The 16,585-nt window shown below is 40.8% G+C and carries 16 protein-coding genes; 1 reads left to right on the forward strand and 15 read right to left on the reverse strand.

Features of this window, described 5'->3' with window-relative positions; translation table 11 throughout:
• Positions 1-405 precede the first annotated feature (405 nt).
• From OW255_RS15375 to OW255_RS15405, 7 genes are all read right to left on the reverse strand, one after another.
• A complete protein-coding gene (locus OW255_RS15375; RefSeq protein WP_268114566.1) occupies positions 406-831 on the reverse strand; it encodes a DUF6508 domain-containing protein in 426 nt (141 codons plus the stop codon).
• A 184-nt stretch (positions 832-1,015) separates the two neighbouring features.
• The gene (locus OW255_RS15380) at positions 1,016-1,294 is read right to left on the reverse strand and encodes a hypothetical protein (RefSeq protein WP_268114567.1); all 279 of its coding nucleotides are present in this window, start codon (positions 1,292-1,294) and stop codon (positions 1,016-1,018) included.
• A gap of 141 nt (positions 1,295-1,435) precedes the next feature.
• Entirely contained in the window at positions 1,436-2,083 is a 648-nt protein-coding gene (locus OW255_RS15385; RefSeq protein ID WP_268114568.1) for a TetR/AcrR family transcriptional regulator, read from the reverse strand.
• 239 nt (positions 2,084-2,322) lie between these two features.
• The gene (locus OW255_RS15390) at positions 2,323-3,684 is read right to left on the reverse strand and encodes an HAD hydrolase family protein (RefSeq protein ID WP_268114569.1); all 1,362 of its coding nucleotides are present in this window, start codon (positions 3,682-3,684) and stop codon (positions 2,323-2,325) included.
• Between the two features lie 156 nt (positions 3,685-3,840).
• Positions 3,841-3,996 carry a hypothetical protein gene (locus OW255_RS15395; protein WP_155857805.1) on the reverse strand — a complete coding sequence of 52 codons (156 nt, stop codon included), beginning with the start codon at positions 3,994-3,996 and terminating at the stop codon, positions 3,841-3,843.
• A gap of 150 nt (positions 3,997-4,146) precedes the next feature.
• Positions 4,147-5,007 carry a LysR family transcriptional regulator gene (locus OW255_RS15400; RefSeq protein ID WP_035318562.1) on the reverse strand — a complete coding sequence of 287 codons (861 nt, stop codon included), beginning with the start codon at positions 5,005-5,007 and terminating at the stop codon, positions 4,147-4,149.
• 28 nt (positions 5,008-5,035) lie between these two features.
• Positions 5,036-7,336: a hydratase gene (locus tag OW255_RS15405; RefSeq protein WP_268114570.1), complete on the reverse strand. Its 2,301-nt coding sequence runs from the start codon at positions 7,334-7,336 to the stop codon at positions 5,036-5,038.
• Between the two features lie 134 nt (positions 7,337-7,470).
• On the opposite strand from OW255_RS15405, the gene OW255_RS15410 reads away from it, so the two are divergent.
• The gene (locus OW255_RS15410) at positions 7,471-8,403 is read left to right on the forward strand and encodes a LysR family transcriptional regulator (RefSeq protein ID WP_268114571.1); all 933 of its coding nucleotides are present in this window, start codon (positions 7,471-7,473) and stop codon (positions 8,401-8,403) included.
• 4 nt (positions 8,404-8,407) lie between these two features.
• Here the strand turns inward: OW255_RS15410 and OW255_RS15415 are convergent, their stop codons facing one another.
• The 8 genes from OW255_RS15415 to OW255_RS15450 all read right to left on the reverse strand — a co-directional run bounded on the left by OW255_RS15415 (position 8,408) and on the right by OW255_RS15450 (position 16,562).
• A complete protein-coding gene (locus tag OW255_RS15415; RefSeq protein ID WP_268114572.1) occupies positions 8,408-10,516 on the reverse strand; it encodes a glycoside hydrolase family 36 protein in 2,109 nt (702 codons plus the stop codon).
• Between the two features lie 105 nt (positions 10,517-10,621).
• Positions 10,622-11,209, reverse strand: coding sequence for a hypothetical protein (locus OW255_RS15420; RefSeq protein ID WP_268114573.1), 588 nt, complete (start codon positions 11,207-11,209; stop codon positions 10,622-10,624).
• A gap of 235 nt (positions 11,210-11,444) precedes the next feature.
• On the reverse strand, positions 11,445-11,804 hold the full coding sequence (locus OW255_RS15425) for a molecular chaperone Hsp90 (RefSeq protein WP_268114574.1): 360 nt from the start codon (positions 11,802-11,804) through the stop codon (positions 11,445-11,447).
• Between the two features lie 55 nt (positions 11,805-11,859).
• A complete protein-coding gene (locus OW255_RS15430) occupies positions 11,860-13,623 on the reverse strand; it encodes a 1-deoxy-D-xylulose-5-phosphate synthase (protein ID WP_268114575.1) in 1,764 nt (587 codons plus the stop codon).
• A gap of 47 nt (positions 13,624-13,670) precedes the next feature.
• A complete protein-coding gene (locus OW255_RS15435; RefSeq protein WP_024838543.1) occupies positions 13,671-14,045 on the reverse strand; it encodes a MerR family transcriptional regulator in 375 nt (124 codons plus the stop codon).
• A gap of 11 nt (positions 14,046-14,056) precedes the next feature.
• A complete protein-coding gene (locus OW255_RS15440; RefSeq protein WP_268114576.1) occupies positions 14,057-15,016 on the reverse strand; it encodes an aldo/keto reductase in 960 nt (319 codons plus the stop codon).
• A 297-nt stretch (positions 15,017-15,313) separates the two neighbouring features.
• Positions 15,314-15,700 carry a (deoxy)nucleoside triphosphate pyrophosphohydrolase gene (locus OW255_RS15445; RefSeq protein WP_268114577.1) on the reverse strand — a complete coding sequence of 129 codons (387 nt, stop codon included), beginning with the start codon at positions 15,698-15,700 and terminating at the stop codon, positions 15,314-15,316.
• A 19-nt stretch (positions 15,701-15,719) separates the two neighbouring features.
• Positions 15,720-16,562, reverse strand: coding sequence for an HNH endonuclease (locus OW255_RS15450; protein ID WP_268114578.1), 843 nt, complete (start codon positions 16,560-16,562; stop codon positions 15,720-15,722).
• Positions 16,563-16,585: the final 23 nt, after the last annotated feature.

A 16,585-nucleotide genomic window follows, 5' to 3' on the forward strand; every position in this document is an offset into this window, starting at 1 on the left:
TGATAATCATCCCTTTCTCTTCACTATTTTAAGATATGTAATGCATAATTTTTGTAGTACCACATTGCCAGACAAGTACCTATGGAACGGTATTATCTCTATTATTCTTTTTCATACTACCCCTCCTTACTATTGTTTATAAGTATTACTTTTCTCTCTGCTTCCAAACATGGGAACTGACTCGTAATTTATGGAAAGAGCCCAATCTATACCATTTTGTCCAAAAAATCCTTATGACGATTTGGGCTGCTATGGGCATTGTGGTTCTTTGTATTGTTTATGCAGTTTTGTATCATGGAATTACTAACCTGGAGAAAAAATTAGATTTTAACTTCTTAACTTGATAAAAGGAGCATTTGCAGTATATTTTCTATACAACAAATGCTCCTTTTATTCATATCCTGTTTACCCCATCTGCGAATCAAGTTCCTTTAATCTTTTTAGCCATTTCGTTATGCTGCCATTTTGAAAGAATTCCAGCAATGCCCCATCACAAAATCGTTCCGCACGAACTGCTCCTGTAATAAGAGCCATGATACATTGAGCATCAAGTGATGACACCTCTGCATCTTTCATTGATTCAGTTTCCCATAAAAGACCATTCTTCTCTAAAATCTCTCCATACCGATTTAACTGCATATCTTCATTTTCATCCATACAGGTATATACGTCCTGCAGGAACTCGCTGACAACATCGGAATAGTTAACAAATGGCATCTGTATCGGGCTTTCTTTAGTTCCTTTCTTTTCCTTATCAATGATCCAGTCCCCGTACTGTGCTTCTGTGAGCTTTGGTATGTATTTTGTTATTATTTCAAATCTGTTTGCCATACTCGATACCTCCTGATGATATAGCCTTATCTTTTCTAAATGCATGCGTCTAACATAGTTATGATTTATATCCTATACCAAATTGTATCTTTTTTCCATCTTTAGTTACAAAAAAAGGCCCAACCCCCATCTTCCTAAGGTTTGAGCCATTGATACCCAAGTTTAATTATTTTAATATAATCTGCTATTTTGTTAATCTACGACGATAAATATAATTTGATACCAGCGTAACGGTCCCTACGATTAATAAACCGATTGCCCAAAATTGCCTGAACGTAAATATAGCAATAACACCAGAAAGCAATAACCCAGCTCCTATGCAGCTACCAACCGTTGTTCCGATTTTATCGACCTTAGGTGATGGGGTTCGCAATTTCTTCGATTTCTCAATTATTGAATTTGTGAATTTCAATGATTGATCCGTAGCATTTCTAGTCGTTTCAAATAATTTTTTCTGATTCATTGATTCAGCCTCCATTTAATTGATTTTGTGGTGACGTAGTATTTATAGTAAATTTAGTTTAAAAACCGACCACCGGTTTCTATATCTTGTAAAAAATGGACTGTTATCACAACAGTCCTATCGATCAGATGAAAGACCTTCTCAAAAAACCCCCATCTGCTTATATCCACTCATTACGTTGTCAATAAATGCTTTATCAACGATATCTAATCCAAGAGAACACATAACGGATTGCAAGTAATTCAAGCGTTCCTCCGTCTCCTCATAATTACGTCCGAACAAAGCCGGATTGAGCCAAAAATTCAAAAGGAGCAAAAAAACTTCTGCACATAAAACAGGCTGCTCTGTTTGTAATGATCCTTCTCTTACCCCCTCTTCAATCAACGTTCCAATGATCCGGGCATCCAGGTTTACCACCGTTTGTAAGCCACTCACTACAAAGTATGGATTGCTTATCTGAGAACTCAATACGGAATCAAGCATATGTGTTTTCGCATCCGTACTAAGATGATAAAGAATTTTTTTCAGCTTTTCTTTTGCATTATCTGCCTTGATGCTTCCCAGTAATTCTTCCAGCATATCGGCAATATACTGTGCACGCCTTTTCATAACTGCAGATAAAATCTCTTCTTTTGATTTAAAATGGTGGTACAGCCCTCCTTTGGAAAGAGAGAGCGTGTCTAAAATATCTTGTATACTGGTTTGCTCATATCCTTTTTCAATAAATAGTTTCGTTGAAGCATCCAGTATCTTTTCCAGTGTTTGTTCTGGATATTTGTTTCTGCCCATATTAGTCCTCCATAAAAACCGACGGTTGGTCTGTTTCTCTATCATAAGCAATCTGGCCTCTTTTGTCAATACTCTCTATGAAAAAAGGGATATCAAAAACTGGAAATAAGGACCTATCCCGATCATCTAAGCGGGTAGGCCCTAATGGTATTTATATTCTGTTACTATTATCTAATCGGTGATTTTCTTCAAGCCGGTCTATGGTTTCTTGTTCTGAATTCATAATATGCTGTTCAAAGCTATGATTTGCCGCGGAAAAACAGACGAATGGGCTCATATACTTTCTTCATCTTCTTCACCATCGTATTATGGTCGGAATCCTCAATCAGTACATCGTATTTGCCTGGAATGCTGCCGAAGGTTACGCTCTTATCAAAGTCAAGCATCGCTTTTAAGTTTCGAAGCATGTTTTCTCTGGTGGCTTCTTTATTATATATTTTGATATAAGCATAGCCTGGATATTCATCGGAATCATAGGTCAGCACTTTATATTCAGAGATCCATTCTTCTTTCATGAGCTCCTGGTATGTGTCTGCTATTTTCTCCTTTTTATGAATCAGCATGAAATAAACAACATTTTCATTTTCAGGAAGCCTTCGGTTCACATAATTTCGATAGGGTGATTTTTTCAGCCTTTTGAAGATATCAAGCTCTGCTTCATTGCTTAGCTTATCATAGTAGATGACCAGCAAATCATCAATTACCACGTTGATAAATAGATTGAGGTTCCTCTTTTCTAAAAATTCAATGATTCTTTCTGAACTCTTATAAGATATCATATACGTCAGCAGATAAGATTTTTCATTGATATTATATAACGCTGCTCCATCCATAACGATGACCGGAAGGGTCAGATGAAGCTCACTTACGGATTCTATCAGGGAAGCCGGTGTTCGAAGCGTTGATAGGGTGAATTTGGCTCCGTCATCAATCATTCGGTTCAGTTCTACCCGGCTGTAGGGCGGAAGCTTTTCATCCTTTGTAAGTAGGGTATCATCGATACCGGAGACAAATAGAATGTCTCTGTTTTTAGCTCTGGGAAGGTATAAGAAACTGCAGATCATAGCCATTAAAATTCCAACCACGATTTCCAAAACGCGCCCGGCGGTGAAAAGAAAGGCATTCTTTTCTGCTGCTATGGTCACAACAATGCTTAGATATACCATGCAGGAATAATATGACATGTTTTTTAGATTAACTGCTACAGTACTGTATAGAACCACGCCCAGAATACTGACTATGATTAAAATTCCCCATATGGTCCAGCCGTGGCTCTCGGCCTGGAAAAATAACGTTCCCTTTCCCAGACAAAAGATCTGAACCACCAAAAATCCCCATATCGCTCCGATCCCTGTGCCAGCAAACCTTTCTTTTATCAGCTTCCAGCGATTTCCTGTATAGGGGCCTACACATTGTAAGGCAACCAGGGATGAGATAAAAGCTCCCTCCTGATTCCCCAAAAAAGAAAATATAACAAAGCAAAAAAGAACAGCAAAGAGAGAACGAATGATTCTTAGCCCTACTCCGGGTAAATGATAAAACCAATTGTGAAACTCCTTTAAATTCCCTAACTTCCCCTCACCGGATTCCCAATGAATCATCGTTATTTTCCTACCCTTCTTTTTTATATAACAAAAAGCTGCCCCTTAATGAGCCTCTTCATAAATAATCCATAGGATTATTTAGAAAAAGCTCATTACGTGGCAGCCGATTCTCTGATATAAAACTGGGCTTGTCCTTACCATAACCATGAATTCTTAAGCTTGTTCAATGTAGTCGTCAACCATCTCAAACAGAGCTTCTTCATTCTGCTTATCTGTTTCCTCTTCACGCCCTGGAATATATTTCATATTGAGCACATAACTGCCGAATATTTTATTTACATTGCTATCATTTTGTACCTGTGCCATCATAATGACCTCCTGTCTAAATGTTGAACTATAGCTTTTACATCCTTATTATATGTGACCACTAAGAATTAATCCAATTCACTTTTACTATGGGTCCATTCATAAAAAGCATAGCATCATTTATCAGGAATAAGCATGACATTTACCTGTTTCTTATACCGTAAGACTTTCTATATAACGAATAAATTCCTGCACTTCTTTGGAGTATTTTTCCTCCTTGTATACAAACCACGTATTACGGAGGACGGGTCTTCCGTCCGGGTAATAAATGGGTGTCAGTGTAAGGTGATAGCTATTGTCAAAGCCCTTCGGCAGAAAACAGCAAACATAGCCAAGCCCCTTGGACGCAAGCTGCCAGGAAACATCAATAAATCCCGCACTCATGCCACCGGGAACCGGCACATGGAAGGTTTGATCCCACCAGTCATCAAGAATCTCTCTGGTTTTATCATTTGTCTTATAGGCGATTCTGGGGCGGTTGAGTAAATCGGAAATCTCAATGGGACCTTTTGAAAGGATATAGGCCTGGCATTCATAGATTTTTTTCTGAATCACTCCTCCCTCATAGTCCCCATTGACAAATGCAACATCAACCTCTCCGTCACAGGCCTTTTGAAAGACCAGATTGCTCTGGTCATTTTGCAGTTCAAACTGCACATTGGGATGGGCCTTGGTATATTCATAAAGGAGTTCCGTTAAAACAAATTTGCTGTAAGTATAGGAGGCTCCCAGAACAATGATTTTCATATTTTCTTCCTGGAACTCCAGCAGCTCTTTTTTTAACTGCTGGAGAAAAATCATATATTCCTGGGCTTTTTTAGCCAGAAGCTCTCCCTGTTTGGTAAATTCCAGACCCTTTGTTGTACGTTTTACGATCTCCACATGAAATTCTTCTTCCATGGACTGCAGTCTCTTTGAGAGAGACGGTTGGGATATATATAGTAGATTAGCCACCTTGGTCATATTGGGCGTCTTATATAATTCATATAAAATCTGCCAATCCGAATCCTTCATGATTTCCTCCCGCCTCCTGAACCTCTATTTACAAAATCCCTTTTCTGTTCTTGTTATAATTAATCAGACAGCCTGCTTTTACGATTTCACGTTCTTCTGAAGTCATATCTGCAATGAATAAATGAAGCTCCTTCATCTCATTGCCTTTTACCTGATAGGCAGTGATATTTTTTAAATCTCCATCAAGAGCTTTTCTGATACCAGGAACAAAAATATAATCGCCCACTTCAAACTCTGGCTCCTCTGTCATCTGGAACGGAATCATACCCCAGTTCATTACGTTGGAACGGTACCTCTTGGTGGCATATTCCTTGGTAATGTTAGCCAGTCCTCCGATTACCCTCTGACAGCTTGCAGCCTGCTCTCTGGCGGAACCATCTCCTGGTTTTACTGCATATATCATACTTCCTATTTCCGTGTCTTCCGCTTTTATATCCGCAAGATTTTCTATGGTGCGGATAGCAGAAAAAACGTGCTCTAATTCAGGCTCTAAGGCAAAGACATCCTCACCCTTCATACGGCCTTTTTCCAGACGGTCCACCGCTTTGCTTCTTCCTACATATTGAGGGTCTCTTCTTGATAAGGTAAATTCTGCCAGCCCTAAGGGGTTGGAACGAAAGGATGAGGTTTCTCCGGAGGGAATCAGTTCATCTGTGGTGGTTACCTCGTCCATGATTTTAGAGCAGACCTTTAATAAGATATTATCGGTAAGGGCACCCATGACCGGCCAGTCCTTGATGTTAGGTCCGTAAACCAGTTCTTTGTCCTCTTCCGCCTTATTATATCCCTGATAAACCCGCTTGTCATAGACGCCTCGGTCAAAGGAATACTCTGGAATATCGCCCCAGCAGGAAAGCTCTGCTGCTGAGGTTAAAATACCTCCATTGGCAGCCGTAGCCGCAATGGATCTGGCATCCATGAGTGCAACCGCTGACATCTGTCCTTCTCCTGGCTTTGAGCCTTCCCGGTTAGGGAAATTTCTGGTGGTATGACGGATGCTCAGACCATTGTGAACAGGAGTATCTCCGGCTCCAAAACACGGACCGCAGAATGCAGTACGGATGACAGCTCCCGCTTCCATTAACTCAGCAACAACGCCTTTTTTCACTAAGTCAATAAATACCGGCTGAGAGGATGGATAGACTGCCAGAGAAAACTCATCACATCCGCAGTCCTTGCCTCTTAATGCATGGGCCGCTTCGATTACATTGGTGTAGTTGCCTCCGGCACAGCCTGCTATGATCCCCTGCTGAACCTGGAGCTTTCCATCCACAATTTTATCTGTAAGAGTGAAGGAAGCTCGTCCCCCGCTGATTTTAGCAGCTTCTTTTTCCACACTTCTTAAAATATCGCCCAGATTGCTATTTAGTTCATCGATTTCATAGACATTGCTTGGATGGAACGGAAGTGCTATCATGGGTTTTACTGTGTTTAAATCTACATATACACAGCCATCATAATAAGCAACATCTGCTGGGTTTAACTCCTTATATTCCTCTGGGCGACCATGAAGAGCTAAGAACTCTTTGGTATCTTCATCGGTCTTCCAAATGGAGGAGAGGCAGGTCGTCTCCGTTGTCATTACATCAATGCCGTTTCGGTAGTCAGTTGTCATGGAAGCAACGCCTGGTCCCACAAATTCCATTACCTTGTTCTTTACATAGCCGGATTTGAATACTGCGCCAATAATAGCCAGTGCGATGTCCTGAGGACCCACTCCTGGCTGTGGCTTACCGGTTAAGTATACGGCAACCACACCTGGATATGCTACATCATAGGTATCACACAAAAGCTGCTTTACTAACTCTCCGCCGCCTTCTCCGATTGCCATGGTACCAAGTGCACCGTACCTGGTATGGGAATCTGAGCCTAAGATCATTCGCCCGCATCCTGCATGCATCTCTCTCATGTACTGATGAATGACAGCAATATGTGGCGGAACAAAAATGCCGCCGTATTTCTTAGCCGCTGACAGACCAAACATATGGTCATCTTCATTAATTGTACCACCAACAGCGCATAATGTGTTGTGACAATTTGTTAGAACATAAGGAACCGGAAATTTTTCCATGCCAGATGCTTTAGCCGTCTGAATAATACCAACAAATGTGATATCATGGGAAGTCATGGCATCAAATTTCAGTTTCAATTTAGACATATCATTGGAAGTATTATGAGCCTCCATAATGGAATATGCTATGGTTCCTTTCTCCGCTTCTTTTTGATTCACCGGCTGCCCTGTGATTGCTTCCACTTTTCCGGATTTAGCCTCCGGAACGACCTCCATTCCATTGACCAGATATACGCCACTATCATACAGCTTAACCATCTTAAACTCCTCCTGATTATTTCTTTTATACTCCCACTATACAACGCTCAATGCATATAGTAAAATACTATATTATTGATAACATCCATAGGTTTTGCCTATATGCTGAAAAAGAATTGGAAAGGAGCCATATTATGACAGACAGAGAGCTTCTATACGTTAAGACTGTAACGGAGGTAAAGAGCATTTCCCGTGCAGCGAAAAAGCTTTTTATCACTCAGCCTTCTTTAAGTCAATCCATTCAAAGAATTGAACAATTCCTGGGAACCAAGTTATTCAACCGGACTCCGGAGGGACTTATATTAACGGATGCCGGAGAACGGTATTATCAGGCCGCCTGTAAGATTTTAAAAATATATGATGATTTTGAATCAGAAATCAAAGATATCAACACCATGAAAAATGGGCAGATCTCCATTGGAATTACCAATCATTTGGGAAACATTATCCTTCCTGAAATACTTCAGGAATTTAAAAAGCAATGTCCTCATGTTACCTTGACCATATACGAAGGAACCACGGATAACCAGGAGATGAAGCTTCTTTCCGGAGAACTGGACTTTGCTATTTTGCATGCTCCAAAAAAGGATACCAGTCCGCTTCTGAATTATGAAATACTGTCCAATGATCCTTTTATCGTTGTGATGGAACAAAATCATCCCCTGGTCAAGGCGGCTAAAAGGATGGAAGGCTATACGTATCCGGTTCTTGATATTAAACTGCTTAAAAATCAGCCATTTATCATGCTTCATGAAGACCAGCGCATCCGGCACGTGGCCGACTCGATTCTGGCAAAAGCCAAAATAAATCCCGAAATCATATTAACCTTGAAAAATTATGAAACAGCCCAGTCAATGGCTGGAAAAGGAATTGGAGTTACCCTGCTGCCCGAGGATTATGCCCGTTTAACCTCTCTGGAATCTGCACCTGCTTTTTTATCCATTGAAAAGAAATATTCCTCAGGCTGGGATTTATGTATTACCACCTCTAATACAAGCTTTCTCTCCCACACGGACCAGTACTTTCTCTCACTTGTTCGTAAATATTTTTCAAGCAGCGACGAATGAAACTTTATTCGTTTCTTACAAGTAACACCGCAACTGCTTTTCTGTTTTCCCTTGGCCGGTATACGAGAACGCTGTCTTCAATAACAACCTCTTCCTTTGCATCCGAGTACACATCATGAACCTCACGGGGACAATCCTCCGTAAGAGGAACTTGTATCACCTCAGGAAGATCACCATCAAATATATGGATGATCGAATAAGCCATCGTTCCATCTTCTCCAACCCGTAAGACAGCCTGCCAGCCTTTTGGATGCCGGATGCTTGTCACCTCCGGTCCAAAACGGTAGGACTGGCCTCTTTTAATTACAGGAGATATCTTTTTATAGAACGCCATTCCATTATCAATCACCTTCCATTGGTGGGAGGAAAGTCGGGTAACATCGCCGGAGAGGCAAAGCCTTCCCAAAAACGCAGCTGCGATGGAGTATGCAATTCTTTTTAAGGAATCCTCCTGCCTGATCACTGCCCAGATCTGGCTTTGTCTTGGCAGAACGGCACGATGAAGGTTGGCTGCGATTATGGGGATTTCTTCGCACTCATGAGCATCGGAAAAGGATGCCATACTGGTAGCGGCCAGAAAACGCGGCTCCAGACGATGACCTCCGGAAGCACAGTTTTCCAATACAATGCCAGGAATCTCACGCTTTACCTTTTCTAAGAATTCAAAGGTCTTCTCTATGTTGATACGAAGTCCCTCTCCCAGGGAGTCGGGACCATCACAGCCTATTCCTATGGTATCATTGTAATCAATTTTCATATACTCAAAGCCGTAGCGCTTCAAAAATCCAATGACTTTCTCAGTTAAATACTGCTCAACCCATGGATCCTTCATATCCCAGAAACGGCGCCTGGTGGTTGTAAGCACAGTCCCATCCACATGAAGGAGATGGTCTTCCATCTGATAAGCTTTAGCAGCCTTTCCCACACCTTCAATTTCGAACCAGATACCAGGTTTTAAGCCAGCCTCTTTGATTGCTTCCACCGTCTTTTCCAGTCCCTCTGGAAACAACTCCTTTGATACCTCATAATCTCCCATGCTCATGTCCCAGGGAATTCCGGGCTGTTTATACCAGCCGCAGTCGATGACAAAATAAGTAAATCCTTTTCCTTTGATCACATCCAGGATTCCCCTTATGTTTTCATGAGACGGGCAGCCCCAGGTGGTACAGTATTCATTAAATACCATGGGAAGCCCCTGCTCCTCTTCTGGTCCCATATCTGCTGCTTTCTGTCCGGCATCTGTCAGCCTTTTTGTAAAGACATCAATGGAATCCGTATGGCATACGGAAACAATGGCTTTTGGTGTTACAAAGCTCTCTTCCGGCTTTATGACCTTAAGCCAATGGCCAAACTCCCGGTCAGCCAATCCTCCGCTCATGGCAATATTTTCATCCTCCCGGTATATTTCCATTTGCCAGGAGGCACCATGTGCTAACTGGGCGCCCCAGAACACATGATGTTTCCTGTCTTCCATGGCTAAAAACGGGAAATAGCCATTGACAGGCAAAGAGCCTCTTTGTCCAAATCGTTCACATCTGACGGCTCCCATGGTCCAGGAGGTATCCAGCTGAAGCTCCTCCATGGTCTGAGTGGAAAGCCTGCCTTCCTGGCTCCAGCGGCTCATAAGCCGGTGAACCAGGATGTTATTATGACCGTCTCCTTCTATGTAGGGAGAGATTCCTGTTAAGGAAAAGCTGGAGAGCATTTCAATGGATACTGGCGTTTTACTGCTATTTTTTAATTCATTCCATATTTCAACAGATTTCGAGCCTTGCTGCCAATAAAGGGTATGACGTACTTCATATCCACGTTTATCTCTTAGAGTGGTTATAATAGTTTGGCTATTTTCTATTAAAACTTCTTTCTGATCCTCAAACAATAACCGCTCTGTACTTTCTCCATTGCGCAGGGTGTTTCCAGGAGCATATGAGCCTTGGTAAATGTCTCCTGATATTTTTAATTGCACCATACCATCAAGCTTTGCATTCTTTTTAAGCATTTCTGGAATTGGCATATCCCTTGGATAGAGTTGAAGTCCTACATGCTTCTTTTCATCCATACAATAACGGGCCACCATATCTCCTAAGATATATTCTTTTAAAATAGAATCCATAATCTCCTCCTATTATACCGGAATTATTCCATACAAGTGAAAGAAAGGTACGTTGTGCAGAAATGATTCAATTTCTGTCAGTAGATTTGAAAATACGGTATCTTTCTAGAAATCCTCTGATAAGAGATATACGGCAACCGTATCGTCAGTCTGTGTATCATAATTCACTGATACATAACCAGTTTTATATTTAAAATGCATGTCGCCATTCCGGTCACTGACCGGATCTCCAAAGGCAGTCTTAAATTTATCTATTTTATCACCGATTCTGGCACCATTAAAATCAACCTGATTGGCCTGGAGAAATATCTGACTGACAGTACCAGCGTTCCTTTGAAACCAAACTCGTATTCCAGCTTTCTCAAATTCCAAACCGCCTTCGTCGATTGCATTGGGCTTCTCGTTCATCTTATCGATAAAATCCTGTTTACCCGTACCAAGTAAATCAAAATATGTCTCGAAGGAAACCGCTTCTTTATCCAGTGAAGAGGTTTGCTCTGAGACCGCTGTCTCTGACTGAGAATCAACAACAAGGGGCTCCTGGGTGGCAGCACTGCTTTCCATTTCAGTTGCAGTCTGTGAGGTAGTATTGTTGGCAGAGCCGGGCGAACTGGAGCAGCCAGTTATGAGAGCGAGGCTCACTATCGTTATTGCACCTAATTTTGCAGTCATCTTATTGAATTGTTTTCTCATACATAATACTCCTTTTATTCTATTATTTATCATTTCCACCCTTGTTTTTATTCTACACTTTTTTGCAGTATCTCTGTGAAATAGCATGCTTACAGCTTCATTGTAAATGAGCTCCTCACTCTTGTAAACCTTTAAATGCGGAATCAGGGCCTGTGCATAATTTTCGATTCTCAATGAAACAAAAAGCACCAATCATGATTGACTGATGCTTTCTAAAGAGTATTGATCGTTATTTTTATTTAAGAATATCATTCTTTTTTTGTAGAATTGTTTCGGCTGCTGCACAAGCCGGACAATCACAATATTTTGCTCCGGCAGCTTCGATTTCCTTGGCGTGCCCCAGTATTTTTTTTGCAAAATCAGCTCCAAGAATTTCAGTTCCTTTATCAGATTCCGCAAAACCTATTAAACTGTGAATGGGCATAATACACGTTTCCAGCTCATCCATGTATTTTTTTGTCTCTACTGCTTCCTGATCAGTTCCAACGGAGTCCAGCCATGTACGTGCTGCCGCTTTTGCCTCACTGCTGCAGGACGGTGCATTCATTAATTCCTGTGATTTTTCAGTAACAAATTTCAAAATTTCATGATCCATAATTGATTGTCCTTTCTTCTGATTTTTTCTACATTTTACCATAAACAATCTTCTTTTACAATTGATTGGCGAGCTTCAAAATATCTTCTACGATTAATTCCTTTGTCAGCCGATTCTTTTTAAGAACTTCCTTCACATCATATCTATCCAGGAATTCTTTTTTCAGACCGTAATTCAATACCTTCATGGGAGACGGGCCATAGAATCTGGTAATCTTCTCTCCAAAACCGCCGTCCAGAATTCCATCCTCGATTGTTATTACTATCTCATGGTCTACCTTTAACTCCTCAAGCAATTTCTCATCGATTCCGGTGATAAACCTGGGATTGATGAGTGTTGGCTGTAAGCCTGTAGCCTTTTTAATTTCATCAGCCACCTCTTTGCCAAGGGAATAAAAGGTTCCAAGTGCCACGATAGCAGCTTTTTTGCCCTTTTGTGTTACCTGATATTGATTTAAATTGTTAAAATCTGCATCTACAGGGTCACCGCCGGATATAATACCACCGCCTGGTACACGGATTGCTACCGGGTGTTCTTTTTGGGTTATGCTCCAGTCAAGCATGGCAAGATACTCTTCCTTTGTGGTTGGTGCAAGGTACACCAGGTTTGGTATGTTTGATATCATTGGAATGTCGAAGAAACCAAGATGTGTGACATCGCTCATTCCATAGACTGAGGCTGCGAATATAAGGATGGCAGCCGGATTATTGTTGATACAAAGATCCTGAGACAGCTGGTCATAGGTTCTCTGTAAAAATGTGCTGTAAACGCCGTATACCGGATTGCCTCCATTGGCTGCGATGCCGGAGGCAAGTGCAACGGCATGCTCTTCCGCAATTCCCACATCAACGAACTGGGAACCTACTTCCTTTCTTTTCTCCTCCGTAAATCCCATAACCGTAGGTGTTCCTGAGGTGATGGCAACTAATGTTTTATCTTCTTTCATTTTCTTCATGAGAAACTCACCAGTTAAGCCGGAGTAATTTTCACGGTCTGAGGAATACAGCGGTTTGCCGGTTTCCTTGTCAAACGGCGCGCTGTAATGCCAGTTCTCCCGGTCTTGTTCTGCGGGAAGATATCCTTTTCCTTTTTGCGTGCAGATATGAACGACTACAGGATGATTGGAGTCTTTGACTTTTTTAAATGCTTCTATGAGCTTCTGTGTGTCATTTCCATCTTTCACAAAATGGTAATCAAGTCCCAGGGCTTTAAATAAGTTGCACTCTGCTTCTCCATTGGTATCACGAAGAAGCTTCAAATTTGAATACAGACCGCCGTGGTTCTCTGCGATGGACATGTCGTTGTCATTGACTACAATGATTAGGTTGCTTTTAAGCTCCGGGGCAAAATCAAGTCCTTCCAGCGCTTCTCCGCCGCTTAATGAACCATCTCCGATGATTGCTATGATATTTTCTTTCTGGCCTTTTAAATCTCTTGCCTTAGCCAGACCGCAGGCAAGGCTTACTGATGTTGATGTGTGTCCCAGAATAAAGAAATCGTGCTCGCTCTCATCCGGATTACTAAAGCCTGTTACATCGTTATAATGTTCTTCATAGAGGAACGAATCTTTTCTGCCGGTGAGCATTTTATGGCAATAGCTTTGGTGAGATATGTCATATACCATCTTATCTGTTGGAGAATCAAAAACATAGTGTAATGCAATGGTTGCCTCCACCATACCAAAGTTGGGACCAAAATGTCCTCCGTGTCTGCTCAGCTTTTCCAGAAGTGCCAGTCGCATTTCTGCTGCTAAGTCTATAAGCTGTTCTTTATTTAACTTCCGTACGTCGGAAGGCTGGTTGATCTGTTCTAAATACATGTAATTCCTCCTGGCTTTCTTAAACTGCTATTTTCTATGGTTTCTTCTTAATTCCATGACAGCTTGCCTGTATCCACTGCATGTTCATATCGTTCAATTTTATAATTCAGCCGGTCCAGTGTGGCATCCAGCTGTTTTCTTTGTTCGTGAAGCACTTCTCTTTGTTTTTTTAGAAGCTCGAGTCTATCTGGTATGGTGATATCTCCCTCCTGATTCAGCTTCACGTATTGGGCCATTACTTCAACAGGCAGACCAGCACTTCTCATGCATATAGCCAGCTCTACCCACTCTAAATCTTCTTTCTGATAGTTTCTGATTCCGCCGGACGTACGAGTGACTTTAGGAATCATTCCAATCCGTTCGTAATAGCGGAGGGTATCCTGTGGGATGTTGTATTTCTCACTTACTTCTTTTACTGTCATGTTTATACCTCTTATAATGCTCCAACTATTTTATGGGGCATGTATAATTCTTCCAGATAATTTACATCTTCTGAGCTTAATTGCTTCTGTAAGCTTCCTGCTGCATCGTCGAAATATTTTGCTTTCGTGGCACCTATCAGAGGCGCTGTTACGCCTTTTGTAAACTGCCAAGCAAGAGCAATCTGGGTCATGGTGCACTGATATTTTTCTGCTAATTCAGAGACTCTGGTCACGATACCCATATCAGAATCCTTGGTGCTGTCATACTTACCGATTGCTGTTGTGTCTGTCTGACTGCGGAGAGTATTCGCTGACCAGGGCCTTGATAATCTTCCTGCTGCCAGAGGACTGTATGGAGTTAACACCACTCCCTGCTCCTTGCAGATAGGAATTAATTCCCTTTCATCTTCCCGATAAAGAAGATTGTAATGATTCTGCATGGATACAAATTTTGTCCAGCCATTTTTTTCTGCTATATTTTGTAGTCTGGCAAATTGATAGCCGTACATGGCTGATGCTCCGATGGCGCGGACCTTACCGGATTGCACCGCCCTATGAAGTGCTTCCATGGTCTCTTCCTCTGGTGTGTGGTAGTCAAAACGATGAATAATCAATAAATCCACATAATCCATTCCCAGCCGTTTTAAGGAACCGTCAAGCTCTCTTTCTATGGCCTCCTTTGAAAGATTGCCATCATTGAAATAGACCTTTGTTGCTATAACAACCTTTTCACGGGAAATATTATTTTTAATGGCTTTCCCCAGGTATTCTTCACTGGTCCCGGCGGAATAGCAGTTTGCTGTATCAAAAAAATTTATCCCAAGTTCCAAAGCATGCTTAATAATTGCTTCACTTTCGAATGGATCCAGGGTCCAGGCATGCATTTTACTTTCCGGATCACCGAAACTCATACAGCCTACACACAATCGCGATATCTCAATGCCAGAGCTTCCTAATTTTGCATATTCCATATTTGCCCTCCTTTTTATAAGATGCGAAATGAATCTTTATGAATTAATATCCCTTTTCAGTGTGAATCGATTATAATACTTGGAGTCAACTCAAAGTCAAGACTTTTTTTATTTTACTATAAATTGGTTTAAATGAGATGAGATTTTGTATCATTTCAGCTAAAAAAAGGGTGCCCAAGTTTGGATTATCTACACACAGGAATTTAACATCTAAGAAACTGGTTATCTAATTACTAAAGAAAGAGTGTTCTACCATATCATTAAAGAATATGATGGAACACTCTTTCTTTTCTTAGATTATACAATTTTAAGTAATGTATCAATGATCTCTTTATCAGCAGGTAGCCATTGTATTTTATTTAATTCATCTTTTGCCAACCACTTTGCCGAGCTATGTTCTTTTAATGTCAATTCCCCAGATTCAATCTCACAAAAATAGCAATGCATGGTAAGATGAAACTCAGAGTAATCATACTCAACTATAGTTAGTTTAGAATGAATATTTATATTTACATCTAACTCTTCTTTTATCTCACGTATTAACGCTTGTTCCTCCGTCTCTCCCTTCTCTATTTTACCTCCTGGAAATTCCCAGCCGCCTTTAAATTCACCGTACCCTCTTTGCGTTGCTAATATTTTATTATCTTTTTTTATTAGAGCCGCAGATACTTGTATTGTTTTCATATTATTTTACTCCGTAAAATCATTCAGATAGTTTCTTTTCATATGCTAGCAACCAATTGAAACGTTCTACATTTTGCTTAGCAACACTCTCAAGTATAATGTTATCCGTATCGCTATTCAATACGTGGACCCTTCTATGACAATTTGGACATATTGCCACGACATTTTCAATCGTATCTGCTCCACCATCTGCTAACCGTTTTACATGATGTTCTTCAAGATACGGTTCGTTATTCTTATCATTAAATGGTGCTACAGCGCCACAACTTTGACATTTTCCTTCTGCAATCCGTTTAACCATTTCTTTTAAATAAGGATCACGGTAATAAACCGTTGCCTCGGTTTTTTTAGGCGTTTTATCTGGCTTACTCATTCTTGATCTTTTAATCAGCTCAACATTTGATAAAGTACTTATTTCTTTTTCTAACCTTTCCGCAGCGACAGAGTCATCAATCGGTTTTACAGGAAATATCCATACTTTTCTCATATTACCATTTTCATCTGCTTGTGTTGTCTGATATGGAGTCTCAACTAATTTAACAATGCCACGATATGTGTAAATGGTTCTTTTCATGACTTCAAATAGATGAACCTCTACCCCATTGGTATTTGAATTATATAACGTAATATTTTGATTTCCGGTTAATACTTGATCTCCAGTTTTGCCCATCCCTGTATAATGTAATACACCATTGTCACTCCATTTATCACTATATAGGCCTTTTGTTTCATCCGCTATCAATACTAATGTTCCTGTTTTTTTTGCACGGCGCATACCACTGGAATTACTGCAACCGAATATTCTCATCAAATCTTGATTTTTAATTTGATCTCCTATAGATATCCCTGGGTTAAATCCCAATTTGCCTCCTCCTTATACTATAT

Origin of the sequence: Lacrimispora xylanolytica (assembly GCF_026723765.1) — a bacterium.
Classification (GTDB): domain Bacteria; phylum Bacillota; class Clostridia; order Lachnospirales; family Lachnospiraceae; genus Lacrimispora; species Lacrimispora xylanolytica.

What these genes read in the sequence shown, in the direction of transcription:
- OW255_RS15375 (WP_268114566.1), bottom strand. Translation starts at nt 831, where the DNA reads ATGGCAAACAGATTTGAAATAATAACAAAATACATACCAAAGCTCACA.
- OW255_RS15380 (WP_268114567.1), bottom strand. Translation starts at nt 1,294, where the DNA reads ATGAATCAGAAAAAATTATTTGAAACGACTAGAAATGCTACGGATCAA.
- OW255_RS15385 (WP_268114568.1), bottom strand. Translation starts at nt 2,083, where the DNA reads ATGGGCAGAAACAAATATCCAGAACAAACACTGGAAAAGATACTGGAT.
- OW255_RS15390 (WP_268114569.1), bottom strand. Translation starts at nt 3,684, where the DNA reads ATGATTCATTGGGAATCCGGTGAGGGGAAGTTAGGGAATTTAAAGGAG.
- OW255_RS15395 (WP_155857805.1), bottom strand. Translation starts at nt 3,996, where the DNA reads ATGATGGCACAGGTACAAAATGATAGCAATGTAAATAAAATATTCGGC.
- OW255_RS15400 (WP_035318562.1), bottom strand. Translation starts at nt 5,007, where the DNA reads ATGAAGGATTCGGATTGGCAGATTTTATATGAATTATATAAGACGCCC.
- OW255_RS15405 (WP_268114570.1), bottom strand. Translation starts at nt 7,336, where the DNA reads ATGGTTAAGCTGTATGATAGTGGCGTATATCTGGTCAATGGAATGGAG.
- OW255_RS15410 (WP_268114571.1), top strand. Translation starts at nt 7,471, where the DNA reads ATGACAGACAGAGAGCTTCTATACGTTAAGACTGTAACGGAGGTAAAG.
- OW255_RS15415 (WP_268114572.1), bottom strand. Translation starts at nt 10,516, where the DNA reads ATGGATTCTATTTTAAAAGAATATATCTTAGGAGATATGGTGGCCCGT.
- OW255_RS15420 (WP_268114573.1), bottom strand. Translation starts at nt 11,209, where the DNA reads ATGAGAAAACAATTCAATAAGATGACTGCAAAATTAGGTGCAATAACG.
- OW255_RS15425 (WP_268114574.1), bottom strand. Translation starts at nt 11,804, where the DNA reads ATGGATCATGAAATTTTGAAATTTGTTACTGAAAAATCACAGGAATTA.
- OW255_RS15430 (WP_268114575.1), bottom strand. Translation starts at nt 13,623, where the DNA reads ATGTATTTAGAACAGATCAACCAGCCTTCCGACGTACGGAAGTTAAAT.
- OW255_RS15435 (WP_024838543.1), bottom strand. Translation starts at nt 14,045, where the DNA reads ATGACAGTAAAAGAAGTAAGTGAGAAATACAACATCCCACAGGATACC.
- OW255_RS15440 (WP_268114576.1), bottom strand. Translation starts at nt 15,016, where the DNA reads ATGGAATATGCAAAATTAGGAAGCTCTGGCATTGAGATATCGCGATTG.
- OW255_RS15445 (WP_268114577.1), bottom strand. Translation starts at nt 15,700, where the DNA reads ATGAAAACAATACAAGTATCTGCGGCTCTAATAAAAAAAGATAATAAA.